At 46.7% G+C, this 26,922-nt stretch carries 20 protein-coding genes and 3 pseudogenes; 14 read left to right on the plus strand and 9 right to left on the minus strand.

Annotated features, from left to right (window positions below):
• The first annotated feature begins 116 nt into the window (after positions 1 to 116).
• Positions 117 to 656: a peptide deformylase gene (gene def, locus OIK42_RS17135; RefSeq protein ID WP_273642310.1), complete on the plus strand. Its 540-nt coding sequence runs from the start codon at positions 117 to 119 to the stop codon at positions 654 to 656.
• Positions 657 to 829: 173 nt separating this feature from the next.
• Positions 830 to 1,834, plus strand: a complete 1,005-nt coding sequence (gene ylqF, locus OIK42_RS17140; protein WP_273642311.1) for a ribosome biogenesis GTPase YlqF — start codon at positions 830 to 832, stop codon at positions 1,832 to 1,834.
• Positions 1,835 to 1,871: 37 nt separating this feature from the next.
• Here ylqF and OIK42_RS17145 read toward each other — a convergent pair whose 3' ends face one another.
• A complete protein-coding gene (locus tag OIK42_RS17145) occupies positions 1,872 to 2,609 on the minus strand; it encodes a TrmH family RNA methyltransferase (RefSeq protein ID WP_273642312.1) in 738 nt (245 codons plus the stop codon).
• Between the two features lie 184 nt (positions 2,610 to 2,793).
• On the opposite strand from OIK42_RS17145, the gene rlmE reads away from it, so the two are divergent.
• Complete coding sequence (gene rlmE, locus OIK42_RS17150; protein WP_273642313.1) at positions 2,794 to 3,414, plus strand: 23S rRNA (uridine(2552)-2'-O)-methyltransferase RlmE; 621 nt, start codon at positions 2,794 to 2,796, stop codon at positions 3,412 to 3,414.
• Positions 3,415 to 3,457: 43 nt separating this feature from the next.
• On the opposite strand, the gene fdxA is transcribed toward rlmE, so the two are convergent.
• Complete coding sequence (gene fdxA, locus OIK42_RS17155; RefSeq protein ID WP_273642314.1) at positions 3,458 to 3,781, minus strand: ferredoxin FdxA; 324 nt, start codon at positions 3,779 to 3,781, stop codon at positions 3,458 to 3,460.
• Positions 3,782 to 3,937: 156 nt separating this feature from the next.
• Here fdxA and OIK42_RS17160 point away from each other — a divergent pair, with 156 nt between their 5' ends.
• The 3 genes from OIK42_RS17160 (at position 3,938) to OIK42_RS17170 (ending at position 8,147) form a co-directional block, all read left to right on the plus strand.
• The gene (locus OIK42_RS17160; protein WP_273642315.1) at positions 3,938 to 5,557 is read left to right on the plus strand and encodes an NAD(P)/FAD-dependent oxidoreductase; all 1,620 of its coding nucleotides are present in this window, start codon (positions 3,938 to 3,940) and stop codon (positions 5,555 to 5,557) included.
• Between the two features lie 213 nt (positions 5,558 to 5,770).
• Positions 5,771 to 6,697 carry a MipA/OmpV family protein gene (locus OIK42_RS17165; protein ID WP_273642316.1) on the plus strand — a complete coding sequence of 309 codons (927 nt, stop codon included), beginning with the start codon at positions 5,771 to 5,773 and terminating at the stop codon, positions 6,695 to 6,697.
• A gap of 175 nt (positions 6,698 to 6,872) precedes the next feature.
• On the plus strand, positions 6,873 to 8,147 hold the full coding sequence (locus OIK42_RS17170) for a DEAD/DEAH box helicase (protein WP_273642317.1): 1,275 nt from the start codon (positions 6,873 to 6,875) through the stop codon (positions 8,145 to 8,147).
• A gap of 557 nt (positions 8,148 to 8,704) precedes the next feature.
• On the opposite strand, the gene OIK42_RS17175 is transcribed toward OIK42_RS17170, so the two are convergent.
• Entirely contained in the window at positions 8,705 to 10,402 is a 1,698-nt protein-coding gene (locus OIK42_RS17175) for a protein adenylyltransferase SelO (RefSeq protein WP_273642318.1), read from the minus strand.
• A gap of 381 nt (positions 10,403 to 10,783) precedes the next feature.
• On the opposite strand from OIK42_RS17175, the gene OIK42_RS17180 reads away from it, so the two are divergent.
• Positions 10,784 to 11,407, plus strand: coding sequence for a hypothetical protein (locus OIK42_RS17180; RefSeq protein ID WP_273642319.1), 624 nt, complete (start codon positions 10,784 to 10,786; stop codon positions 11,405 to 11,407).
• A gap of 432 nt (positions 11,408 to 11,839) precedes the next feature.
• The gene (locus OIK42_RS17185; protein ID WP_273642320.1) at positions 11,840 to 14,566 is read left to right on the plus strand and encodes a rhamnogalacturonan lyase; all 2,727 of its coding nucleotides are present in this window, start codon (positions 11,840 to 11,842) and stop codon (positions 14,564 to 14,566) included.
• 564 nt (positions 14,567 to 15,130) lie between these two features.
• Here OIK42_RS17185 and OIK42_RS17190 read toward each other — a convergent pair.
• Together OIK42_RS17190 and OIK42_RS17195 are read right to left on the minus strand one after the other, a co-directional pair.
• The gene (locus OIK42_RS17190) at positions 15,131 to 16,483 is read right to left on the minus strand and encodes a PepSY-associated TM helix domain-containing protein (RefSeq protein ID WP_273642321.1); all 1,353 of its coding nucleotides are present in this window, start codon (positions 16,481 to 16,483) and stop codon (positions 15,131 to 15,133) included.
• A gap of 9 nt (positions 16,484 to 16,492) precedes the next feature.
• On the minus strand, positions 16,493 to 18,739 hold the full coding sequence (locus OIK42_RS17195; RefSeq protein ID WP_273642322.1) for a TonB-dependent siderophore receptor: 2,247 nt from the start codon (positions 18,737 to 18,739) through the stop codon (positions 16,493 to 16,495).
• A gap of 232 nt (positions 18,740 to 18,971) precedes the next feature.
• Between OIK42_RS17195 and OIK42_RS17200 the strand changes: the two are divergent.
• From OIK42_RS17200 to tnpC, 5 genes and pseudogenes are all read left to right on the plus strand, one after another.
• A pseudogene (locus OIK42_RS17200) lies at positions 18,972 to 19,352 on the plus strand (DUF6641 family protein); the annotation flags it as partial.
• A gap of 141 nt (positions 19,353 to 19,493) precedes the next feature.
• Positions 19,494 to 19,901 (plus strand): DUF2787 family protein, encoded by a 408-nt coding sequence (locus tag OIK42_RS17205; protein WP_273642323.1) that lies wholly within the window; start codon positions 19,494 to 19,496, stop codon positions 19,899 to 19,901.
• A 65-nt stretch (positions 19,902 to 19,966) separates the two neighbouring features.
• Positions 19,967 to 20,128 carry a ribonuclease H1 domain-containing protein gene (locus tag OIK42_RS17210; RefSeq protein ID WP_273642325.1) on the plus strand — a complete coding sequence of 54 codons (162 nt, stop codon included), beginning with the start codon at positions 19,967 to 19,969 and terminating at the stop codon, positions 20,126 to 20,128.
• Positions 20,129 to 20,372: 244 nt separating this feature from the next.
• A pseudogene (locus tag OIK42_RS17215) lies at positions 20,373 to 21,598 on the plus strand (IS256 family transposase).
• A 304-nt stretch (positions 21,599 to 21,902) separates the two neighbouring features.
• Positions 21,903 to 23,305 (plus strand): annotated as a pseudogene (gene tnpC, locus OIK42_RS17220) (IS66 family transposase).
• A 173-nt stretch (positions 23,306 to 23,478) separates the two neighbouring features.
• Here the strand turns inward: tnpC and OIK42_RS17225 are convergent.
• The gene (locus OIK42_RS17225; protein ID WP_273642326.1) at positions 23,479 to 24,201 is read right to left on the minus strand and encodes an alpha/beta hydrolase; all 723 of its coding nucleotides are present in this window, start codon (positions 24,199 to 24,201) and stop codon (positions 23,479 to 23,481) included.
• Between the two features lie 61 nt (positions 24,202 to 24,262).
• On the opposite strand from OIK42_RS17225, the gene OIK42_RS17230 reads away from it, so the two are divergent.
• Positions 24,263 to 24,442, plus strand: coding sequence for a hypothetical protein (locus tag OIK42_RS17230; RefSeq protein ID WP_273642327.1), 180 nt, complete (start codon positions 24,263 to 24,265; stop codon positions 24,440 to 24,442).
• A 30-nt stretch (positions 24,443 to 24,472) separates the two neighbouring features.
• On the opposite strand, the gene OIK42_RS17235 is transcribed toward OIK42_RS17230, so the two are convergent.
• The 3 genes from OIK42_RS17235 to OIK42_RS17245 are packed head-to-tail and all read right to left on the minus strand — an operon-like array spanning position 24,473 to position 26,873.
• Entirely contained in the window at positions 24,473 to 25,420 is a 948-nt protein-coding gene (locus OIK42_RS17235; protein WP_273642328.1) for a zinc dependent phospholipase C family protein, read from the minus strand.
• Positions 25,421 to 26,110 (minus strand): glycerophosphodiester phosphodiesterase, encoded by a 690-nt coding sequence (locus tag OIK42_RS17240; RefSeq protein WP_273642329.1) that lies wholly within the window; start codon positions 26,108 to 26,110, stop codon positions 25,421 to 25,423. It abuts the gene before it with no gap.
• The gene (locus tag OIK42_RS17245; protein WP_273642330.1) at positions 26,103 to 26,873 is read right to left on the minus strand and encodes a hypothetical protein; all 771 of its coding nucleotides are present in this window, start codon (positions 26,871 to 26,873) and stop codon (positions 26,103 to 26,105) included. Before OIK42_RS17245 ends, OIK42_RS17240 begins: the two co-directional genes overlap by 8 nt.
• Positions 26,874 to 26,922 lie beyond the last annotated feature (49 nt).

Raw genomic sequence — 26,922 nt, forward strand, 5'->3', positions numbered from 1 at the left:
GCCGCCAGGACTTGTTATTTATGCCCGGTTGTTGCAATGTGTGGCAGTCATTCAACGGTGGTCGCGATTTAATAAAAACCGCATAACCCGCCTCAACCTACTATTTGGATAGCTGCATGCACATTGCCCAGGTCGGCGAAGCCGTACTCAAACAACCGGCCCAGGATGTCCCCGATGAGGCATTTGGCACGTCAGGCCTGAAAAATTTTACAGCCGCGCTGCTGAAAACCATGCTCGACGCCAATGGCGTCGGCATTGCCGCCCCGCAGGTATTTGACGGCCGGGCCATCATGTTTGTGGCCAGCCGGCCCAGCCCGCGTTACCCCAATGCGCCGCAGATGGAGCCGCTATTATTAATCAACCCGCGTATTATCAGTCAGTCGCAAGAGCATGTCTGGGAGTGGGAAGGGTGCCTTTCGGTGCCTGCACTGCGCGGGTTTATTCAGCGTCCCGAGCAGGTGAAAGTGCATTATCAGGACATCGATGGCAATCCCTGCCAAATTCACTTTGAAGGCTTCTTAGCGCGCATTTTCCTGCATGAATACGATCACCTGATTGGTAAAACCTGGCTCGATCACGTGACCAGCACCGATCAGATAATGGCCGAGTCAGTATGGCTGCAGCAGATCGCCGGGCAAAAAGGCACGGCCCATTAACGGCGATTAAGCAGAATACTTTGGGTAGGCATGGTGTTGATTGTATCGGGTTAATCCATCGCTTTTTTATTGTTCGGGCATGACTGTCTCCTAACAACCTCCCAACAACCATGCCATTCAGCGCGTAAATGCAGTAAACTTGCGCCATACAGAGTTTTTACAGGACAGTCCGAGTGGCCTTACAGTGGTTTCCGGGGCATATGCACAAAGCCCTTAAAGAAATAAAAGAGTCGATAAGTCAGGTTGATATCCTTATTGAGGTGCTCGATGCGCGTATTCCTTATTCCAGCGAAAATCCGGAAATCAGCAAGGTAAGAGGTGATAAGCCGGTCCTTAAAATACTCAATAAATTTGATCTGGCCGATCCGGAATTAACCGCCCGGTGGCAGGCTCACCTGGAAGCGGAACGAGGGGTTAAAACCATTACCACCTCCACTGATAACCCACTAAACAGTAAACAAATCATATCTTTAGTGCAGGGGATTTGTGCGCAAAAGCACGCGTCGGTTAAATCAATTAATGCCATGATTACCGGTATTCCGAATGTAGGTAAATCAACCTTAATAAATATTCTGGCCGAGCGGATCATCGCTAAAACCGGCAATGAGCCGGCAGTCACCAAATCGCAGCAGCGCATTAACATAGGCGGCGGTATTGTGCTCTATGACACTCCCGGGGTGCTGTGGCCAAAAATCGAAAACCCCAATTCTATCTATCGGCTTGCGGCGTCTGGTGCCGTTAAGAATACGGCAATGGAATATGATGATGTGGGCTTTTACGCGGCAGATTATCTGATTAAAGCCTACCCTGAGGCCATGAAAGAACGCTTTAAGCTCAATGAATTACCCGATACCGAAATTGAATTCTTAGAAGCGGCAGCAAAGAGCCGCGGCGCAATTATGGCTGGCGGCAGGGTAAACCTGCATAAGATTTGTGAAGTGCTGTTAACCGAACTACAGTCGGGAAAACTGGGCCGGTTAACCCTGGAAACGCCGGCCATGATTGTTCAGGAACAAATTGAAATGGTTGCCGCGGCTGAGAAAAAAGCAGCCGATAAGGCAAAGCGTAAGCAGAGATTTAAAGACGGCTCACTCACTCCGGATAAGCGCGATCGCAAAGAAAAACGCGACCAAAAGCGCCAGGAGCAAAGCCGCAGAATGAAGCAGGGACGCCGCTAAAAACTCAGCGTTAAAGCAAAAAACTATGCTGCGTTATTTAGCGCGCAGATTGCGCTAACTGATACACACAAATGCCCACTGCGCTGGCCAGATTGAGAGACTCAATAAGGCCGCTGCCGCTAATAGTAAATGCATCGGCGTTGGTGTGTTGTAAGGCCTCAGACGGTACCCCCCTGGCTTCGTTGCCAAATAAATAACACGGGTAATCAGTAAAGGTACTGTGATTGATATCCTTACCGTTTAAATCCAGATAAGCAAAACGGTCGAACCTGGCGTGCAGTTGGTCCAGGGTAACTTCTTGTTCCACCGGAACATGAAAAATCGCGCCCATACTCGCGCGCACGGCTTTTGAATTGAACGGGTCAACACTGTTAGGGCTTAGCAACAAACGAAAGCCGCCGAACCATGCCAGGGTTCGTAAAATGGTGCCTAAATTGCCCGGATCCTGTATTTCGTGCAGATACAGGCAGCGTTCGCCCGCCGCGGTGTTGTGATGAATGTTGGCGGTAAGGGGCACTCGGGCAATCACGCCCTGGGGCGTTTTGGTGTCGCTGAGCATCGCCATTTGTCGGTCGGTCACGGTCACCACTTCAAAGCGCTTGTCTATGGGGACGCCGCGCTCGCGCCAGCTATCGGTGACGTACAAGGTTATGGGTTGCGACATAAGTGATGAGCGTTGTAATTCCTGCACTAAATGCTCGCCTTCTACTAAGTAAAAGCCAAACTGCCCACGGTACTTTTTTTGATGCAGCTTTTTAACGTCGTCTAATTTCATGGTGCAGGGCTTCCGCAGATTAACAGGCTAAGGGGCAAAATAACGTGCTGGTTGTGCTGCGCATTGTAGCCTGTAAAAGCGGTGAAGTCAGGCAGGCGTTAAAGTTTGTTGCCGGCTGAATTGGCATTTGTCTTAGGCATGTTTACAATGGTCACCGATTTCCACTAGCCACAGCAGAGTTGATATGGCCCGCTCAAAAACCAGTAAAAAATGGATGGAAGAACACGTAAACGACCCGTACGTGAAAAAAGCGCAAGCGGACGGGTATCGCTCGCGGGCAAGCTATAAGCTCATCGAAATCAATGACAAAGACAAGCTGTTTCGCACCGGCAGTGTGGTGATGGACTTAGGGTCGGCGCCGGGCGGCTGGTCACAGATTGTCGCCCCCATAGTGGGTGAGCATGGCCGCGTGATTGCCTCGGACATTTTGCCTATGGACAGCATTATCGGGGTGGACTTTGTGCAGGGCGATTTTACCGAGGAGGCGGTGTATAACCAAATTCTTGAGGTGCTCGGTGATGATCGGGTTGATGTAGTGATTTCGGATATGGCGCCCAACTTAAGCGGGGTGAATACCACCGATCAGTATGCCTCTATCTATTTAGTGGAACTGGCGCTGGATATGGCCAGAAACGTGTTACAACCCGGCGGCAGCTTTTGCGCGAAAGTGTTTCAGGGTGTTGGTTACGAGGAATACGTTAAAGACGTGCGCAGCTCGTTTAATAAAGTGATTGTTAGAAAACCCGCGGCATCACGGCCACGCTCCCGCGAAGTGTATCTGGTTGCAAGCGGATTTAAAGGGTAGCGGGCGTTAGTGGGCCCCGGCCGCCAGGCTTAGCGTTCTAAGCCTAGCGCTCTAGCAAGGGCAGCTTATCGGGAATACCATTCCATTCGTCGGCATCCTCAGGCGCTGCTTTTATTTCGGTGATATTGGGCCATAGCTGACTGAGCTCTGCATTGATGGCTAAATACGGCGCCTGATCTGGCGCTAATTCGGAGTCCTGAAAAATCGCTTCGGCCGGGCATTCGGGTACACACAACGCACAGTCAATACAAATAGCCGGATCAATGGCCAAAAAATTTGGCCCTTCAAAAAACGCATCAACCGGACACACTGCGACGCAGTCGGTATATTTGCACTTTATGCAGTTGTCGGTTACTACAAAGGTCATGACTATTCAGTGCTGGATTAATTTACGCCAATTATAAGGGTAAAGGCGCCACAGCAAAAGGCAATTCATGTCGAATGGCTACCGCCATGCCAATAACTGCATTACACTATACATGCTCTGACAGAAAGGCTGTCCGGCAAACCAGGATCTTCCTTCATGCTACGTATAACCGATATAAAACTCCCCCTTGATCACACCGAAACGGCGCTCACGCGGGCCATAGTTAACAAACTTGGTATTGAGGAAGCGCAATTGCGCAGTACTACGGTGTTTAAACGCGGTTACGATGCCAGGAATAACAACGATATTCAGCTTATCTACACGCTGGATGTCGACGTCGACAACGAAACGGAATTACTTGCCCGGTTTGCTAAGGATCCACAGGTGCGTATCACGCCTGATATGACCTATAAGTTTGTGGCGCAGGCACCAGCGCATCTGAATCAGCGTCCGGTGGTAGTGGGCCTTGGCCCCTGTGGCCTCTTTGCTGCGCTGATTCTGGCCCAGATGGGCTTTAAACCTATTGTACTGGAACGTGGTAAAGCAGTGCGCGAACGTACCAAGGATACCTTTGGGTTTTGGCGCAAGCAGCCGCTCAACCCAGAATCTAACGTACAGTTTGGTGAAGGCGGCGCTGGCACCTTTTCTGACGGCAAGCTGTATAGTCAGGTAAAAGACCGTAAACATTATGGCCGCAAGGTGCTGCACGAATTTGTTGCAGCCGGTGCGCCAGAAGAGATTCTGTATGTCAGCAAGCCGCACATCGGCACGTTCAAACTGGTCAGCATGGTAGAGAAAATGCGCCAGCAAATTATTGATCTCGGCGGTGAGATACGCTTTTCCACGCGGGTTGAAAAACTCGATTTGGACGGTACGGACGGGCAGTTTTCGGTAAAAGGTCTGCATTTATCCGGTGGCGACTACCTGGCCTGTAAACAAGTGATCCTGGCATTAGGGCACAGTGCCCGCGACACCTTTTACAACCTGTACGAACAAGGGGTGTATATTGAGGCCAAACCATTTTCGATTGGCTTTCGCATTGAACACGAACAAAGCATGATTGACCGCTGCCGGTTTGGTGATAACGCCGGCCATCCCATTCTGGGTGCCGCCGATTACAAACTGGTGCATCACTGTAAAAACGGCCGCACGGTATACAGCTTTTGTATGTGCCCGGGTGGCACCGTGGTTGCAGCTGCCTCCGAGCCGGGCCGCCTGGTCACTAACGGGATGAGTCAGTATTCGCGTCGCGAACGTAACGCCAACAGTGCGATTGTGGTCGGTATCACGCCTGAGCAGGATTATCCCGGCCATCCGTTGGCGGGCATTGAATTGCAGCGCCGCCTTGAAGAGCTGGCTTTTAAAGTAGGGGGCGAAAACTACCATGCGCCGGGTCAGCTCATCGGCGACTTCCTGGCTGGCAAGCCCAGTTCTGCTCTGGGCGAGGTGACCCCCTCTTATACCCCGGGTGTAACACTGACCGATCTCAGTAAAGTAGTGCCGGATTTTGTGACTCAGGCTATTCGCGAGGCGATCCCCGCGTTTGACCGACAAATCAAAGGCTTTGCCAAAGCCGAAGGTATGCTCACCGGTGTGGAAACCCGCACGTCATCGCCGGTGTGTATCAAACGTGGCAAAGACTACCAGAGCGTGAATGTGCAAGGGCTCTACCCCGCCGGCGAGGGGGCCGGGTATGCCGGTGGCATCTGGTCGGCCGGTATCGATGGCATCCGGGTGGCCGAAGCCTTAGCCGAGGCGTTCGATAATCAGCCATAGTAAAATAGCTTTTACAGTGGTTCGGCGGAGTATTCAGCGCCTGAAGCATCACTTATAAATGTTTCAGTTTAGGATACCTGCCCGAGTGGTATATCGGTGTTGGCGAATTGCCAGCATGGTTACTACATTCAGTGTTGTTTTTTAATCATAAAATTGCCCCTTTTCTGGTGAAAGTCTGTAGTAATACCTTTAACTATGAGAATGGAAGAGCTCGTGAAATCAATTTTTTCTGCGCGGCATGCGTTAGTCACCGGTATCTGTATTGTTGTTAGTGCAGCGTTGGCCTCACCAGCGATTGCCCAGGAGCGCAATCAGCAAACTAACTCTCCCAATCGTGATTTGACCGGCTTTGAAGCACTTAACGAAGCTTTGCCGCTGTGGGAATTTGGGGTTGGCGGCGGGGTTGGGGAAGTGCCTAATTACCCGGCCTCCAGTGAACGCAACTTTATTGCGCTGGCCGCCCCGTACGTGATTTATCGGGGTGATGTATTGCGTGTTGGCGGCGGAGGTGGTGCCCGCGCGGTCATGCTGGATAACAATGATATTGAAATAGACATCTCGGTGGGGGGTGCGTTTGCTGCCGATAGCGATGATGGCACCGTGCGCGAGGGCATGCCAGAACTGGATTATCTGTTTGAAATCGGCCCACAGCTGGTTTACCGCGTTAAAGACTATAACTTTGACGGTGGTGGTAATGCGCGCCTGAATTTCAGGCTACAGGCACGGGCGGTGTTTTCTACCGACTTTTCACGAATAGACGACAGGGGCTTTGTGTTAGAACCGCAATTAGCCTACCAGCAGCGCGGAACGCTTTTTCCTGATACTGCCCTCAATGCTTCGTTCAGCGTGGTCTTTGCCAGCGAAAAACTGCAAGACTACTTTTATCAGGTTGACGAGGCCTTTGTGACCCCAGACAGAGACTTATTTAACGCACAGGCGGGTTTTCTGGGCGCCGAGGCAAACCTGAGTATTGCTTTTCCAATCCGTAAAAACATACGCGGCTTTGTTGGCGGCACCATGCGGTTTCATGGCGGGGCTGCCAACGAGGAGAGTCCGTTGTTTGAAGACGACATCACCTACAGTATCGGCGCCGGGTTTGTCTGGCGGCTCTATCAGAGTGAGCAAAGAGCAAGCTGGTAGCTTTTCAGGGTAACGGTTTGTCGTGCGTTTAACGTAATAAACCTGTAGTCATCAGGCAGTTTTTTAGTTATCTGTATTATTGTTACCTGTATAAAAGTGAGCCGTTGCAAACATGGCTGTCGGCGCTTCGTTCGATGCTACAATAGCGAGAGTATCTTAACAGCGGTAAGTGTTTATGAGTTTTTCGTCTTTTGGGTTTCATGCCCGTCTACTGGCAGTGCTGGATAGTCTTGGCTACGCTGCGCCCACCCCCATCCAGCAAGCAGCCATCCCTGAGATTCTGGCAGGTCACGATGTGATGGCTGGGGCGCAAACAGGCACCGGTAAAACGGCCGCCTTTGCCTTGCCCCTGATCCAACGTTATCTCGAAGACCAGACCGAACATCACACCGACAACAACCCTGTCGAAAAAGCAATTCGCGTGCTGGTGCTCACCCCCACCCGTGAGCTGGCGCAACAGGTCCATCAAAGCTTTGTGAAATACGCTGAGGGCTCGGGCCTGAGGGCAGTAGTGGCTTATGGTGGCGCGAGCATTAACCCGCAGATTGATGCGCTAAATAGCGGATGCGATGTGTTGGTGGCAACGCCGGGACGCCTATTGGAACTGGTTTACAAAGAACTTATTGATGTAACCACTATTGCAACACTGGTGCTTGATGAAGCGGATCGCATGCTGGATATGGGGTTTATTACCGACATCCGGCGAATATTAAAACAACTGCCGGAAAACCGCCAAACCCTGTTTTTCTCCGCCACCTTTAACGATGACATATACGCCCTGAGTAACACCATTTTGCGCCAGCCGAAGCTTATTGAGGTGGCGGCGCGCAATGCACCGGCTAGTAAAATTGAACAACAGTGTTACGAAGTCGACAAGTCGCGTAAAGCTGCCTTAGTTGCTTACCTGATTGGTGCTAAAAACTGGCAACAGGTACTGATATTTACGCGCACCAAACAGGCGGTGGATGCGCTGGCCAAAGAACTGGAAAAAGACGGTATCACCACGGCGGCTGTGCATGGCGATAAATCACAGGGCGCTCGTGAGCGTGGTCTTGAAGCGTTTAAAACCGGCAGCGTGAGAGCGCTGGTTGCCACCGATGTGGCCGCGCGGGGGCTGGATATTACGCAGCTCCAGTACGTGATTAATTTTGAGCTGCCCTACAATGCCGAGGATTACATTCATCGTATTGGCCGCACGGGGCGCGCGGGTCAGGCGGGCCTTGCCGTGTCATTAGTATCGCGCAAAGAAAAATACCTGCTCGAAGACATCGAAAAACTCACCGGCGAGCCATTGTCGCTGCAGTGGATGCCGGGCTTTGAGCCAAATATGCTCGAAGATGGCGATGCAACCACGACAACGCGTAAACCATCCAAAAAGGCGTTACGGGCTAAAGCGCTGGGGCAGGAGGGGCAAAATAAGCCTAAAGCGGGTAAGCGACGCCGGCGTTAGAGATGTGATAGTCCGCGGCACGCAGGTATAGGCCATGGAGTTATGCTAACTGAAGCATCACTGGCAGTTGCCACTGGCGCAAACTACTGTCTTTAGCCAGTTCAGTGGTCGGGTAATACTACATACTACCGTCAACGGCGCCCCTCAATGGCAAGGTATTAACAACCGACCCTGCAAAGCCAGTGGGTTTCGCATTGTCCAAACCCCTGGCATCACGCTTAAAGCAGTCAGTAATATCAGGGGGATTTAGGCCTGTCTGCGTTACGTGGTGCTGCCAAAGGGCAGGTTTACAGGAACCCGATGCTATGTGCAGACTAGAGTCTGAACCGGTTTACCAGTTGTTTCAGTGAACTTGCTTTTTCCAACATGGCCGCGAGGGTATGGGATGTTGAAAGTTACGCATTTATAACAAGCATTCTAATCTGACTGCCTTTTTAGCATCTTAGGGTGTGAGTCCTACCCGAACGACGAATATATAAAAGCGTTAAACGTTAGGTAATATCTGAATGTTTTGGGGCAAATGCTCGCGAGGTACGCTGTCACGAGCATGATAGTTACTAAGAAGAGCAGCTGTAATGCGAAACGCCACCCGCCCGCATATACTCATCAGGGCGCAATTGATAATACTTCTGTTCAATTGCTGCGGATTGTTCATCGTAAGGCCGGGTAAGCACCTGCTGTAGCTCATCAATCAGTGTCGTGTCACCGCTCGCCGCTTGCTGATACGCTGGCACAACTAACCACTCCCGCCAGGTGTACTTGGGGTTGACTCGTTTCATCTGCGCTGACACCTCACCGGGGTTTGCATGATTAAGTGCCTGGCTGCGCCAGGTTGCTAACCATTTATCCCAGTCGTTTGACAGCGAATCATCAACGGGCTTATAAAAACTCTTACTAATACCGGACACACTATCAGGCAGCGAAGACAGTTCACGAAAGAACATGGTGTAATCCACCTCGGTGCGAGTCATTAGCTTAAACAATGACGTCACGAGATCACTATCAAAGGCGGCTAGCCCAAGCTTTTTTGCCCACATGGCGTTAATTTGGGCATCAACGAGTTTTGGAAAATCGTTCAGCACGGTTTCCAGTGCCTTTATTTGCCCGGTATTATCCGCTATGAGTGGGGCCAGTGCGCGGCAGAACATTTCAAAGTTTTTAAAGGCTGCGACAGGCTGATTAAAAAACGAAAAGTGCTGGCCGCCGCCTGTCCAGGGCTGAAACATCGGATCGAATTTCTCGCAAAACCCAAATGGGCCATAGTCCAGCGTGTAGCCACCCGCTGCGCAGTTATCACTGTTAAAATTCCCCTGGCAATACCCGACACGCAGCCAGTTGGCCATCAGCGACGTTAATCGCCGAGAAAAGGCATCGGCAAGTTGCAGGATCTGCTTATCAAAGGGTTGTGAGGGGGCAATTTCATTAGGATATTCGCGTTTAATCACATGCTGCACAAGCGCTTTAAGCTCTGACATGGCGTTGTCGTGTTGATGACTGCGAGCGCGCCGCGCAAACAGCTCCAGTTGCCCAACGCGCAGAAAAGACGGGGCAACACGGGTGGTAATCGCAACCGGATTCGTTACCAGTATTTCAGGATTTTCAGACGTTGAACCTTCAAGGTACCACGGGCGTTCAACCGTATCGGTTTGCGACATGATTAAACTCAGAGAGCGGGATGTGCTGACCCCTAAGGCATGCATGTGCTCCTGGGCTAAAAACTCTCTGACACTCGAACGCAGCACTGCCCGTCCATCAGCGCCGCGGCAGTACGGCGTACGCCCACCGCCTTTTAGTTGCATTTCCCATCGTTTGCCGTTGGCAACCAACTCCACAACCGACATGGCCCGACCATCACCATAACCGTTACCTGTCTGAAACGGACACTGCTGAATATACTCGGTGCCGTAAATCGATAAGGCATAACCTGTGGCCCAGCCAGTCTTCTTCATGGGCTCAGGCACCTGCGTCATATCGCCGGAAAATAAACGAACAAACTCATCGGTGTGCGCCAGCGCATCATCAAGTCCCAGCTCTTCGAACAGAGCTTTGCTGTGCGCCAAATACAAGGGGTCATTAAGCGGGGTGGGCTTCACCGGTACATAGTGACCCGAAAATACCTGCCTGGGATCATAATCGTCGCCGGACTCTGTGGACTGCGGATCAGGCGATAACGTATCAAGCAGGGAGTAATCGGTAAGTTTTGCAAAATCGACAAGACGGTTTATCTTGCCTGACTTGTTCAATGTGTCTGTCATGGTTTTGGCTCTTTGTGCTTTGTATGCATTTATATCAACGCAATGCATTCTTCCTGAAACACATTATCGATTAACATTGGTATTTACCATCCTTCCACAGTGTGAAGCAAATTAACACTCCTAACGTCATGAGTTAGTTTATGAGCACTTGCTGTGCACGCCTATTACTATGCCTACTGCTTGTTTATACCAAAACCCAGCCCCGACGATGTGATTGCCATGTTTTTAAGGCTCGTCTGTAACGTTATTATTTCTTACAGGAAGGCCTTTGGGTTACATTCGACTTGTCTGTATTTTATACTGTAGTGACGCTGGACGCGGTTTTGACTATGGGCAAATGATCCCGGCTAATTTTAATCATTTTGTGCAGTGGACTGGCCAATGATAGCTAATCAACAAATTCGTGTGTGGGTGTTGGCGCTAATATTATTCGGGGCAGGGTGCAGCAGTATTGAACCTGAGACTGAAGTTGCCCCCATGGCGTTATTGCCAAACTGGGAACAGGTTTCAACCGCAGAATTAGTGGCGGATTGCCTTGATTTCGACAACCAGGATGAAAATGAGGCAGTTGCGTCGCTGGCTTGTTCCAATCAGGCCCTTGGTCGCGCAGATCTCACGCCGGAGCTGCGCACTCAGGCGCTTGAGCAATATAATCAGGCCAGCCGTTATTTAATTAGTCAGTACATTGAGAGTCAGGGCCGCTACCGCGGATTGATGCCTATTCGCATAAAAATTAATAACCTTAATGTAAGCGACCTGCGTTTATTACCAATCCGACAATTCAATATCACCGGTGATATCGGCGTACTTGCTGCCGTTCCTGTAGCCAATTCAGCGCCTGCCAGCGGCGCTTCCCGGGCCGATAACATTATCGTTTTTGTATTTGAGCAGGTGGATATTGTGAATCATTTGCTCGAGGCTCAGTTTTCTGCTTTGGAAATGGATAAGAATTTGATTCGCGAAATTGGCGATAATCCTTACCGGTTACGCCAATTGAAACCCTGAAATTTATGCTTGCCCGCCCTCATACCACGGTCAGTATCTCGCCTGTTTGTAGAATTTTAACTTTCTGATTTCACGTCGAAATTATCAGTGTTGATGTCGTCTTCCCGGCGATGTTACTACCAAGCTTCTGCAAAACACGAGTCGGGTAAACCTTATAGCAAACCTTCAGTGAAAGTGTCGTTAAGGCTCGTCAGTAACGTTAATACTTCTCATCATCTTAGCGCGACATACTGACGCTTATTGATGTTTTTTTATTGTAAATGTTCAGTTATGAAATTGTTTTTAAATTGTTCAATCATGTTGCTGCAAAATGCGTCACCGTGACACATACTTGTCGCCAACATCGCAGCAGTGAGATGCGGTAATGCCTTTTCTGAGAAAACGGTGTTATCGGCATTTTGCTGTGGATAATGGCAAACAGGAGACAAAAGTATGTCGATAGGACACAGGGTAAAACGTGGCACGTTGCCGCTGTCGCAAACCGCATTGCTACTGGGCACGTTATTACTTGCCCAGGGCTGTGAGCGCGACGTTGAAGCGCTCGACAGAGGGCTGGTAGCCCAAACAACCAATGAAGGGGTAACCCTGAGCTGGCGGTTACTGGGAAATGATCATCAGCATGTACGCTTTAATGTATTTAAAAATGGCCGGCAAATTAATGGCGCAGCATTGCAGGATGCCACCTTCTTTACCGATCCGGATGGCAGCCAGGACGACAGTTATTATGTTGAGGCTGTGGTAGGTAATAAAACCTATAATCAATCGCGTACGGTAGCGCCCTGGCAGCAGCCTTACCTATCGATCCCGCTAATCAAACCCCGTGACGGCTTTATTGAAGGTAACCGGTTTAGCTATGTGGCAAACGATGGCAGCGCTGCCGATTTGGATGGCGATGGCCGCTACGAAGTGTTAGTGCAATGGGAACCGACTAACTCCAAGGATAACTCGCAGTCTGGCGCCACGGGCGATGTATTGCTCGATGCCTATACCCTTGAAGGGCAGCGCCTATGGCGAATTAATCTTGGCCCTAATATTCGTGCCGGCGCGCACTATACCCAGTTTATAGCCTACGACTTTGACGGCGACGGCCGCGCAGAAGTGGCAATGAAAACGGCCGATGGCAGTATGGATGGACAGGGTAATATCATTGGTGACGCTGACGCCGTGTATCGCAATAGCGCTGGTTATGTGCTGAGTGGCCCGGAATATTTAACCATGTTCGACGGCTTAACCGGTAAAGCACTCGATACCATTGATTATGTGCCACAACGCGGTACGGTAACCGACTGGGGTGATGGCTACGGAAACCGGGTCGATCGCTTTTTGGCCGGCGCCGGTTATTTTGATGGTAAAACACCATCACTGGTAATGGCGAGAGGTTATTACACCCGTGCCGTGGTGGCCGCATTTGATTTTAACCACGGTAAGTTTAAAGAGCGTTGGGTATTTGACTCTGATAATGGCGGTGCCGATGGCGCTGTGTTTGGGCAGGGCGCGCACAGCTTGCATGTGGCAGATGTTGATGGCGATGGTAAAGACGAAATTGTCTATGGCGCCGCCACCATCGACGATAACGGCCATGCGCTGTACTCCACTAACCTTTGTCACGGCGATGCCGTGCACGTTGGCGATTTAGATCCCGAGCGTGACGGTTTAGAGGTCTTCATGGTACACGAATCGCCGGGTTGTTACGCTAATGCCGAGCAAGGTTACGACTACGGTTTTGAAATGCATGATGCCGCTACCGGCGAAATTTTGTGGGGCCGTTCGGGCGAGGGGCGCGATGTTGGGCGCGGTGTAAGTGCCAATATTGACCCACGTTACCCGGGCAACGAAAACTGGTCATCCCGTGGCGGCATGGTATCGGCCGCCGGTGAGGATATTACCAACAGTAAACCGCGTTCGATGAACTTTGCGGTGTATTGGGACGGCGATCTGTTACGCGAGTTACTCGATCACACCCGTATTACCAAATGGGATTACATTAATGAGGAAGAAAACCTGATCATCGATACCGCCAGTTTGGGTGCGGTGTCTAACAATGGTACTAAAGGCAATGCGGTATTGTCGGCCGATATACTGGGTGATTGGCGCGAAGAAGTGATTTGGGCTAACACTGACAGCACTGAACTGATGGTATTTAGCTCAACCCATTCCACCGAAGTACGCATACCCACGCTGATGCACGACCGTCAGTACCGCCTGGCCATTGCCTGGCAGAACGTCGGCTATAACCAGCCGCCACATCCGAGCTTTTATATTGGTGAAGAAACATCCGTACCGGCCTCGCTGCAGGTAAAAGCCATTAAACCGAGTCCGCTTAATACACTGGTGGCCAGAGGTTACGACGACTACATTGGTTTAACCGTGTATTCGGACGCAAAGCACAATACTGGCGACATTGATATCTACCGTAATACCGAGGATAGCTATGCCGGTGCGGTATTTTTAGCGGCGTTAAGCGAGGGGCAGACCCGCTTTGACGATACCACCGCCGAGCCGGATACCCGTTATTTTTATTGGGCCAGTGTAGACAATAAAAAGAAGGATGATGTATTACTCGCGGCCAATGCGAAGCGCACCGGAAACGATGAGCCGTTTTATGACATTTACCTAAGCAGTGAAACTGGCGCAGCAACACTAAGCTGGTTTACCGATAATATTGAACTGTCGCAAATCGATATTTATCGCCAGCGCGCAGATAGCGAATCAGTGCCCGCTGATTTTACTACCGCAGAGCTGGCCGATAGCGTGAACATTAGTCAAACCAACTGGACAGACACCAGCGCACAGCCCGGTGAAGGCTATTATTACTGGATAGTGTTTACCGATACCGAGGGCAGAGAATATGGTTCCGATGTGTACTGGAACCTGTATTTGTTACCGACCACCAATTTAACCACCCGGTTTGAAAATGGCGCGGTAACTATCGATTGGAATTTGCAGTACTTCCCGGAGATCCGAGGTATTCAGTTTTATCGTAATACCCGCAATCAATTAAGTGGAAGAGAGCGCATTAGTACCAGCGTACCGACCAGTGGTTCGTTTAGCGACGGCACTGTCGCAAGCGGCGTTACGTACTGGTACATGTTTAAAATTACGCTGGCAGATGGCAGCACTTATAACACTAACCCGGAAGGCCAGATCAGCATACCGTAAGGCACCTTAATACCACTGAAAACATCGAAAGCGGGCAGTCGCCCGCTTTTTTTTGCTAAATAAATGGTGGGTTCGTCGATAACGGTTGCCTGGTCGGCGCAGCCCGTCACCGCTTCAAAAACATTTTTGCTGCTACAGAGAGTATTTCAGGCACAAAAAAACCGACTCAAGGGTCGGTTTATTGTTTTGTAAAGACTAAGCAAATGGTACCAGAGGCCGGACTTGACTGCGCCGGTCACCGGACGGCACGCCCGCGAAGGCAACGGATTTTGAAAAGAGTGCGCTTAAATTAATGGTTAAAAATCAATAATTTAAAAATAGATAAAAGACACTTTGCAAATTCTTTGCATACTAAGTGCTACTTAGATAATAGATGTAGAATCAGCAGATCTGCTTGCTTTCTAGAAACCTAAACGTGGCTGCATTGTTAATTCTCCCAAATTACGGCACATTGTCTCTTAATAAGAGAACGACGAGGTCATGCGGATAAGCTTTTGCAAACTTTTACACTGAAAATGGAATTGATAGCGTTCTGCTAACTGGGATATGTTTCAACTTATTGCATTAGTGTTTGACCCTTCGAGAGCTTTTTATCAGCCAAAGACCCCAGCTAAAACATATAGCGACCGTTACCAAGGTCCAAGAAGCTAAAAATATCTGTACCGACATGTAGATATTAGGGAAATGTCTTACCCCCTCAATCTCGGGACCTAACATTTGAATACGAATGACAGCCATAATTAAGGTTAAACACACCACGATAAGCGAGGTATATACCGATACTGCCATGCGACGGGCACCAGCAGGTGAAGATTTTGCCGCATTACGTTTTACATACATCCACGTACCACTCAAAGACAAAAAACTCATGACAAGACCAAAGATCACCCAGAGCATTTTTGTGATCCAACCGCCAAAATTACCAAAGTGTATGGGATCTGCCATATTCGACCAATACCAATATGCTGGTAAGTCTGAGGCTTTTTGAGCGTAAGCTACATCACTCGTTGTGGGGTCCACATATATTTTATTACTGCGGTCTCTGACTAATACACTATCAGTTTGGCCAGTAATATAGGTATAACCACCACGATTAGGGGTAATGTTGCGAACGTCTAAATCAGGCATTGCACGTAGAGCTGATGAAACTAATGTTTCAAGCGGCAACTCAACTCCCTTTTGTGGAGGTGGCAGACGAATAGACGCCGTCTTAATGCTATCAGTATAAGAAAACGTCCCGTCTAGCATATCCAAACGTGATTGCTCAAATAGATACCACAGTCCTGTTAGCCCCATGATGACAACAAACCAGAGTGCCCAAAGTCCAGATAATCGATGGATACTACTCCATAGGGCCCGGGGTTCTTTGCCTTTTGGTTTTTCCCAAAAGCGTCGCCACCAGCGTTTATAAAACATTAGTCCGGATATAAGCGATGCCAGTAGTGTGACCGAAAATAGACAGACAACATATTTTCCGATCCCATAGAATCCAAACAACGACATGTGAAAATCACGGAAAAAACGTGACACAGTTAGGAAGGATAATGTATCGATAATCTCTGCCGTAGCGGGATCAACCAAGACATGTTGTATGGCTTTTTGCTCAGTAATTATAGTCACAGTTAATGGGTGATATTCACTGGCTAATTTATCGATACTCAGGATCTTGGCCTGTGGCATTGCCACTTGAGTGACTTTATAAGCGGCTAACATATCGTCGCTTGTGGCCTGATGCTTAGCGACTCGCATGGCTGGATTTAATAACCAATCAAGCTCCATTGAAACCGTCGCAAACGTGCCGCTCCAACAAATCACAAACAGCAGCATTCCTGTGGTCACTCCCACAAAACTGTGCCAATCTAACCAACGCTTTTTGGTAGGAAGTCGGATCTTTTTGGCTAGTGAAGATAGAGACATTTTTGCTGGTTAGAATGTTGCTGAGACAGAAGCATAAAGACTTCTTGGTGCGCCGATACTCACCCGCAAATCTCCTCCGCTAGCCGAATAGTAGGTTTTATCCAATATATTTTTAGCCGAAAGTTGCAAACGAACGTTACCGCCATCTTCGCTTAACGGCGAAAGGGTATACCATATTGATGCGTCAACAGTGGTATAACTGCCAAGCTCCCAACTATTGGCATCATCACCATAGCGATTGCCCATATAAAATACACCAATACCGCTACCTAACCCTTGCCACTTACCTTGATGAAACTCATAACTTGTCCATACGCTGCCATTATGTTTGGCCACATTTTTAGGAGTATTACCCACATTAGCTTCACTGAGAATTTCTGCATCGGTATAAGCGTAACCAGCCATGACGGTCCAACCGGGTATGGGCTGCCCATTAACCTGTAATTCAAGTCCTTTGGACTGCTGTCCTTTAATTAATTCATAACTATCGTTGACTGATGAGAGCACATTTTCTTTTTCAATTTTGTAAACCGATACGCTAGAGTTTAACTTGCCGTCGAAAAACTGACCCTTGGTACCCAATTCATACTGTTTAGAATTCTCTGGATCAAACAACTCTGTTTCTGAACTACTGCCGCTGTTATCAAGTTTAAATACCGTATTAGGGGTGAATGCTTCTGAGTAACTGGCAAATGTGGATATATTGTCGGCAATGCGATAATTTACCGCAACTTGTGGCGAAAATGCATGGACTTCATTTGCGGGTCCATCTCTATCCACATCTGAGTAATCTAAACGGCCACCGACCAGTAAGCTCACAGCTGAGCTTAATTCCATATAGTCATTAACAAAAAAACCATGATCTTCTGTGGCCGCATGAATTTTACTTGCTCCCTCGGTAGACAATGTCTCGGGCAAAAAGTCATAAACAGGATTTTCAACATTAAACAAGGGGCCTCCGCCGCCCAAGGATACTGGTACACCATTGGTTATCGGCGTGGCAATAAAATATCGGCTGCTATCATAACGACGACGATCAGCACCGATGGCAATACGATGATTAATACTACCTGTGTTTATTTCACCACTTAGTAAGGTATTGAGATAAGATACGAGGGTTTTAAAATCTCGGCTGCCATCAGTGCGGCGAACCATAAAGACTTGGTCGTCATCCTTATCATATATCGCTTTTGGCGTTGGTGTAGCAGTAAAATACCCATCTACTATTGGTGCATCGGCAGCTAAAATAACCACCGCCCCCGGTCTTGCTTGTAGATCATCAGAAGTCGAATTTTCCCACGCGGCACCCACTTTCAAGCGCCATCCGTTATCAAACATATGCTCTATATTGGCCGTACTAAACTCAAATTGTGTATCAATTTCTTCAAACTCTTCACCGAAACGCCGGGAAATAGGAATATCCTTGAGATTATTGATTATTTCTCTGCCATTAGCCGTAGGGACGGTAATCGTGCCACGGTCGAAGGAGCGAAATTCATCGCGATACTCATACGATAAGTTAACACGGGTGCTGGGGGCGATATCGACTCTTCCGCTCAACGCTATTGCATCACGTTTAATATCAAAAAAATCTCGAAATGAGCCTGCATCTTGATGTGAAAAGTTAGCTCTCAATGACGCGTTATCTGCGACCGGTGTTGAGATATCGCCTTGTACTAAATAGTTATCCCATGAACCTGCTCGCAGCTCTCCGGAAAAGTGACGAGCATCTAATGGTTTTTTGGTGATGACATCAACTAAACCGCCTGGCTCTACTTGTCCATAGGTAATAGAAGCGGGGCCTTTTATCACTCTTATACTGTCTAAATTCGAGGTATTAACGCGAAAGTTTGATTCCACCCGTAAACCATCTCGGTAAATGGTATTACGCCTAAAACCCCGAATAAGATAATCGTTGTTACTGCCACCAAAACCATCGGATAAACTCACCCCAGGCACATTACGTAAGGCTTCTTCTAGTTCTGTTACCTTTTGATCTAACAATAGCTGTTCAGGGATCACATCAACAATGCGCGGTAATTCTAAAAATTCTAGCGGAAGCCCCATCAGTGCATCGCCACTGTTCGTTTGATAGCGATGTGGGCTTGTTCCGACTACTGCAATGCGCTCAACTTCAGCCTTTGATTCATTTGATATTGATTGCGATATTGCTAGGTGAGAAAAACTCAAAATAGGCATTGCAAGCAATAATTGAGGAAATTTCAATTTAAATGGGACTACAGGGCAAAACAGCATTTACAACTCCAGAGATAATTAGCCAGTAAGAGTTAGGTATAAGCAATATGAAGGGCGTGTAATGAAGAACAGCACTGCGAGAGCTAAATACAGATGTAAGATTTATTGATATAGATAATAACCTATGGTTTTACGCAAATGCAAATAGAAATGATTATCAATTGCAAAATAAATTCATAGCTTCACGTAGTTTTTGATCTCAGATGTAATTGTCCACTTCCCCTAAACTGAGAAGCTTATTGAAAAGCTGGAGCAGCAACAAGAACTGGCCACTTGCATGATAGAAAAGCGACCGTTTGAAGCCTACCGCGAGAAGTTAGTGAAAGACCCCGAAACTGGCGAACGCAAAAAGCAACGCCGCCAGATTAATGTTCGGCCATGGTATTACGATAGTGATGGTCACTATTACCAGGAGGTTAAGGTCAACAACAAACCCATCGAATTACAGCAAGGTAAACCCGCTATCGATGTAGGCGATAAAGCCAAACTGCCCGAAGTTATAGAGACCATCATCAAAGCCACCGAAAAAGGGGAGCTGGATGCGTTTCTGCTATCAAAAGATGCGGGGAAACCATCGGCCAAACCTAACTTAACACCAGCGAAAAAGCCGTAAATCTAAAGCGACTCTCTTTCACTAAACCACGTATTCCTGCTACGCCATATAAAGCATCGTTTAACCCGTTTCTACTGCGGTTAAATTAGCATTTACGCGCAGGCGTAGCAGGCTTCATCCCCATTCAAAAAGGCCGTATGCATGCATATTGAATATCAAGATTTAGCGTTACCCGTATCAAAACGATTTGTTGATGCCATAACCAAACTCACCGAACACCAACAGGCAGACGATAGCATTACCTTCAACTTTCGCGACCCGAACTACTCAGCAGAAAACGGTGGTTTTCATGCGGTAGAAATACAGTTGGAGAAACACGGTGTTTCATGGCACTTCTGCTATATCACCGATTTTACATATGTTGGTATTGGTCTTTTTGCGGAACTTGCCAAAGACCTCGACTTTGATTTTCAGGCCGGTGTATTTCAAAACCTGCATGGCCTGTTTCCGATAGAAGTTGCTCTGGATATATACCAGATATGGGAAGGAAACTTTCTGCACTACTGGCAAGTGTTAAACGTATATACCATACAAATCGCCAGCGACTAAACCTGCCAAATTAAAAACTGTAAAGCGTATTTAAGAATTCACGCTACTACTTACAGGAGATTAAAATGGCCAGAGACTTCAGTACTATTAATTCAGCAGGCAATTCCAGACGAGCGGCCTATGTCGTATTTGAAGGCCGCAAGCCAGGAATATATGCAACTTGGGAGGAAACTAAAGAGCAGGTACATCGATTTTCGGGGCAAAGCTATAAAGGTTTTGACAGCTAGAAGAGGCGCGCGAAGCGTTTGATAACTATCGAAACGGCAAAGGCGTTTGCCCACATACGAGAACCACTTCAAAGGATAATCAACCTAAATGCAGAACGGTAAAAAGGCGGCAAGCTTCGAAAATGGAAGACCTTCCGCCTTGGAATTTTGATTTTGATTAAGCCGTCGCAAGAGACTGTAACTAATTTTGTGTAACTGCCTATCACAACATACTCTATTAAGAGTTAAGGATAGGCAGATGAACATGAATAAGAAAGAGCTTGAAGCTTTCGCTAAAGAAGCAGCCAAAGGGATTAAAACACCTGAGGACTTGAACGAGTTTAGCCAGATGTTGAAGAAAATCACTGTTGAAGCGGCATTGAACGCTGAAATGGAAGAACATCTTGGCTATGAGAAACACCAACAGTCCGCGTCGACCAATACCCGCAACGGCAAGAGCAGTAAACGGGTCAAAACCGAAGACGGCGAGTTTAAACTCGATACGCCTCGCGACCGTGAAGGCTCCTTTGAACCGAAACTGGTCAAAAAGCACCAAACCCGTTTCACCTCCATGGACGATAAAATCCTCTGGCTGTATTCACAGGGCATGAGCACCCGTGACATCGTCAATGCCTTTGAGGAGTGGTATGGCGCTGAGATATCGCCCACGCTCGTTTCTCGTGTCACTAATGCCGTTATTGAGCAGGTGATTGAATGACAATCTCGCCCTTTAGATGCTGTCTACCCAATTATTTACCTGGACTGCATCGTAGTGAAGATTCGCCAGGATAAACGGGTCATCAATAAGTCCATCTTCCTGGCTCTGGGTATCAACACCGAAGGTCACAAAGAACTGATGGGTATGTGGATTGCTGAGACTGAAGGCGCTAAGTTCTGGTTGAGCGTGCTGACTGAGCTTCAGCAGCGTGGCGTCGAAGACATTCTCATTGCTTGTGTGGATGGCCTGAAGGGCTTTTCCGATGCTATCAACACCGTTTTCCCTCAGACACACATTCAGCTGTGTATCGTGCACATGGTAAGCAATTCATTGAAGTTCGTATCGTGGAAGGACTACAAGGCTGTCACGACGGATTTAAAGCGGGTTTACCGCTCAGCGACTGAAGATGAAGCCTTGCTTGAACTGGAACGCTTCAGTGAAATCTGGGATGGCCAGTACCCACAAATCTCAAAATCATGGCGTAACCACTGACACAATCTCAATACTGACCACGTCATATGTTGTTCAGTTACCCTGAGGATATCCGTAAAGCAATTAACACCACCAACGCCATTGAGTCGCTCAACAGTGTTATTAGAAAGGCTATCAAAAAGCGGAAAATCTTCCCCAGCGATGATGCAGCAAGAAAAATGGTTTACTTGGCGATTCAAGATGCCAGCAAAAAATGGACAATGCCCATTCAAAACTGGCGTCAGGCTATGAGTCGTTTTATTATCGAGTTCGAGGAACGCCTCGAAGGACACATTAACTAAATGGCAGTTACACAGAATCTGTTACAGGCTCCGTCGCAATTTTGGGGCGATATAAAATAATCTGCGTCCCTTTGCCTTTCCGCTTCATCGTTTTAAATATGAAGATAAATTCGAAATAATATCGGTAACATTCGCAGCTCCATAGGCTCTGCAGTCAAAGTCAGGTTTGGCAAACTTAAGAACGCTATTCGCTGGACACTTTCACGTAACCGTTCACCAGGGCCCTATTGACATCTAAAATATTTATTTTCAATGATCTTTGGGATCCTGTTGATTGATCCCGCCAGTCTGTCAGAGTGGACTCATGCCACCTAAAAAGCAGCCAACAAAGCCACCCGTCGCCACTAATCTCGATGATGCCAATGAGCTCATTGGTGCATTGTGGGACAGGCTCAACGACCTCGAAGACCGACTGAATCAGAACAGTCGCAATTCATCGCGCCCGCCATCTTCAAATGGACCGGGTGTGTCATCGTCTTCTCCGGCTAAAAAACCGACGGGTCGCAAGCGCGGTGCGCAATCCGGTCATAAAGGGAGTAAGCGGATGCTGGCCGATAGCGTTGATGAAACCTTGGTCTACTATCCCGATGATACCTGTGCCTGTGGCGTTGCCATTGCAATCAGTACTTCACCATATCGCCGTCATCAGGTGTTCGATATTCCCAGCCAGGCATTCTCTGTGGTTGAGCATCAGTTGCATCAGGGCCAGTGTTGTCAGTGCAGTAAAACGGTAAAAGCCACACTACCCGACAACGTGAATCAAGGGCAGATGGGCAATAACCTGCTAGCGTATGTGGCGATGCAGTCTGGTCAGTTTCACCAGAGTATCAGTAAAATCCAGCAACAACTGGAACAGAACTTCGGTTTATCGTTCAGTCGCGGTGCTATCTCTGAAGCACAAGGTCGCGTCAGTGCGGTGCTGACGCCTGCCTATCAGGATATCAAAGAGACTATGCATAATGAGGCGGTGGTTCATTGTGATGAAACCCGTCATCAGCGCGGCAACGAAAACCGCTGGATATGGCAGGTTTGCACACCGGAGTTATCGTGCTTCATGACACACTTCTCACGCGGCGCATCGGCAGCGAAGAAATTACTGGGCGATAATCCAGAAAACATTGTTGTTACTGACCAGTATGCCGGTTACCACTGCATTGACACTGACCACCGTCAATTATGTTGGGCGCATATCTTCCGAAACATGAATGCGTTGGCGGAAAGCTGGGGCACGAATAAAATCTACGGTATGAAATTGGTCAGGCACATTCGCATACTGTTCCGCCTGCAACACCGGTTTGAAAAACACACCCTGAGTGAAAAGGCATACAGGGAGCGGATGAAAAAAACTACGCATCGCCTGGCGACAGCAACTTGAACTGGCATCAAGACGCTGTGTTACCCCACGCTATCAGAACCGGTGTAAGCTACTGCTTAAACACGATGACATGTGTTGGGTGTTTCTCAAACATAATGGTGTACCACTAACCAATAATGAAGCAGAACGCTCATTACGTAGCTATGTACTGTGGCGCAAAGGCAGTTATGGTGTGTGGTCACATCGGGGCGAACTGTTCAGGCAGCGCATCCTGACCATTCTGCCGGAAACAAAAGCTGAATCCTCTGAAATGGATCCGAGCCATTCTCGGAGCGACGCTGCACAAAACTACCTATCCACTGCTCAACGACTTTAAAGCTGCCTGTCAATAGGGCGCTGGTGAACGGTTACAGCAAATGGTACCAGAGGCCGGACTTGACTGCGCCGGTCACCGGACGGGACGCCCGCGAAGGCAACGGATTTTGAAAAGTTCGTTCTTAATAAATTCTTTTTAATTCAGCGGATTGATTGGTTTTTGAGAGACTTTGCAAATTCTTTGCACGGTTCAATTTCTACTTTTGATATATGCCAATATTTCGTGAGATACCGCTTCCTTTTGAGCTCCCCGCAACATTTCATGTTCGGACGCAAAAAAATAAACTAGCTTTTTATCACTTGATGATGAATTAATATTGTCTAATATATACTCACCACTGACATTGGGTACTACTCTGTCAGCTTTGCTTTGTATCACGAGTATCGGTGAACTTACTTGATTGAGCACTTTGTAAGTTTCTTTTATCAAACTAAAAAAAGTAACTATAGACTCCACGGGAACCCATTTATAATTTTTATTTGAGTCCAAAATATTCTGCTTAAGAGTCCATGTTTTATAGAAAAGAGAGAGTGGTGTTGTAATGAAATGTAGTTTGTTCCTTGGAGCTAAAGGATTTTTTAAAATCAAGGCCGGTGCAACTAAAACCAGACTATCGATGGTTGATTTATTGTCGACTTGAAGGTTTATTGCAATTAGGGCTCCCATACTGTGGCCGACAATTATAGCTTTGTCACATCTATCGAGTAATTTTTTAAGAGACTTTGAGCAGTGCTCAATCCAGTCTTTCCAAGATTTACCTATTAGAGCAGATGGGCATTCCTCAGAATGGCCTGGCAATACAGGCATTTCATAAGGAAGCCTTTCATTATCAAAATAGTGTGCTAGAGTTTCAACACAGCTAATGTGAGCAGTAAAACCATGTATAACTAAAACACCTAGTCTACTTTTCACAATAGCTCCTCTATAAATTGCTCAGCTTTTATTATACATCTGTTTTCTGAGGTAACAAGAAATGGACAAGGATACTAACCAAGCTTCTAAAAGGTCCTATGCTGAGGAACCAGCTCAAGACGAAATCGAACATGACTCTAATGATTGGATTGATAATCGGGCATGGTACAATCAGTTAAATCCAGTTTGGCAATACAAGAGATTGAAACTCTTCTTCAAAAATCTTCAAGATATGTCCTAGGCGATGTAAAAATATTTCTTTCTACTATCCTCAGAAACTAGCCTCAGGGTGAAAGTATTTCATTTGGCTTACCATTGTATTCGGAATTCCAGTTTCTAATGACGGCCCTGTTTTCACTTCCATTTCTGACTCCAAAAAGTAATCGAGAAATTGTAGTGTTTCGTTGACACTGTTTTCGAGTAATTGCTCTACACTGTCTCTACATATATCGCCCGTTACTGGGTTTTGATATGCAAGCTGTGTTTTAAAGTCCAAAGGAAAGTTAAAACTATCCTTGAAATAACTCAGACTGAGTACATCTTCAACGGACTTTGGTAATATTGGGCATAGAAAGGATAAAGCTTTGCTTGCAAGTTTAGACGTGTAGATTTTTCTAGCTAAAGCATAATTTTTATAGCAAGAGTTTATATCAGAAAACTTCAAATCCAAGTTATAGCCATGTAGTTTAATGGTGTCTTTCATCGTAGACTCCAATTCTGATAAGCCCTTCTCTACCATTATATTTAAATCATACGTTGATTTTAAATGCGCTGAAGATTCAACATGCAAATCTAATTTTGACTCAAGTTCACGATGTTTTAATACCGCACCTAATTTTGTCTGTTTATTCTCAGAGTAATAATCTCCAGTAAAAAAATAAATCATCGGGTGAAAATTTTTATCTGTAAAGATATGAGAAGCGAATCCTATGCAGAAAGCTAAGCCTGCAGAGGAAACGGTTTGACAACTATAGTTATTTGGATCGAGAAAAGCCCTGACTAAGTTGAAGCTATCTTCTTTTTCTGAGGAATGAAGCGCATCTGGAATTTTTGTGAAATTGCTATTCTCTCCTGAGTAATAATAAAGAGCATCATGGAATACTGCACCAAGTAAATAAGTGTTGTATTGCTTCTCCAGTTGTTCTTTCAATTTAGGTTTATCAATTAATGATTTGTACACCTTCTCAGCAACCTTCCAATGGACAACTTCTTTTGGCATTTATTTGATCTCCTCAGGTGATATAGTATCAGTGAATACCCCGTCGAACCCAATTTTAGCTGCAAAGCTTTTTTCTTTAAGCGTGTTTACTGTCCAAGCGTATGCAGGTATATCTAACGATTTAGTAACTTTCGTAAGAGATTCTGACGCGGAGTCAAAACCGAAACCAACTTCATCGACTGAAGCTGCTTTTAATACGTCAGATAAATTTACAGGGTTTCCTTCTAGGAGTGCCATGGTTGGGATGTGATGTTTAATCTCTTTAACAAGTTTTAAATCATGATGGTTGAAGGATGAGATTATTAAATTCTTATTTTTGTATAAACTAGAACCTTCTATAGCGTTTAGTAATAACTCCATCTTTCCGAAGGAAATTAACTCTAAGTATAGTTGATATTTTCCTCCATCGAGAAAGGTCAACAAATCATCTAGTGTAGGTACTTTTTCACCATTTTTTAGTCTTACATTATTTTGAATTTGCTTGTATGTAAGCTCATAAAGATAACCACTACTATTTGTAGTTCTATTCAAAAGTTTATCATGCAATAGAAATGCAACACCATCCTTACTAAATTGAATGTCGGTCTCGAATGCGTGCACGTTGCAGTGATCTATCGTTCCTTTGAGTGCCTCCATGCTGTTTTCTAAGCCGTATCCACAACCGAGTCTATGAGCTATTTCTTTAAACATTAACCGCTTCCATATTTGAAGAATCAGTATTAAATGTCATTTTAGGAACAAGCTTTTCTCCATACTTTGTCCAATGAGTGAACCAAGTGTTATAAGTCTTAAAAAGACTCTGTTTGAATGCCGAGTTAATGTCTCTTTTAATGTACATATAAGGAGTAGCTCCCCCAACGAGTCCGCCGGCTTCAAAATGTGTAAAACCGATGAATAGATGTTCATCGTCTATTACAAATCCGTGAATAATGGGAGGACTGTCATAAGCATATAATTCGATCGAAAAGTTAGAGTCGGTTGAATTATCGATATCGGTTAGAATTTTGACAGCATCTTGAACAACAGACTGACTCAAGTTCGAGTTGCCACAACAGACCTTTGCTATTTTCTCATCATCTGGATGTATAACTAACCCTCTGTAATATATATCTCTGTGTGAAAGTTTGCTTGCAAAAGTATACCGAAACATTGGTCCTATCGTTTCTAGATCCAAGCCATAGTTGTCAATTCTGAGAGCTTTGTTTTGACAACTTTCTTCGTTAATTATTTCGATAATTTTAGCTTTTACCATTTCTACGTTATCAAGAATCTCATCAAATACTATATTGCCATCTTTAAGTATTTTTCCATTCTCCAACGAAGTTATTTTTTCTTGAAGAGTTTTAACTTTTGAAACTTGTTTAAAATGATAGGTTATGAGTGTCACGCCTACAGTAATTATTGATATCAAGGCGCTAGCTTTTGAGGCTATATCCCAAACTTCTTTATCCACAGTATCTTCCTAATGCTTGGTCCATTCTTATACTGATCTTTCGTACCAT

Origin of the sequence: Alteromonas gilva, assembly GCF_028595265.1 — a bacterium.
GTDB classification, from domain to species: domain Bacteria; phylum Pseudomonadota; class Gammaproteobacteria; order Enterobacterales; family Alteromonadaceae; genus Alteromonas; species Alteromonas gilva.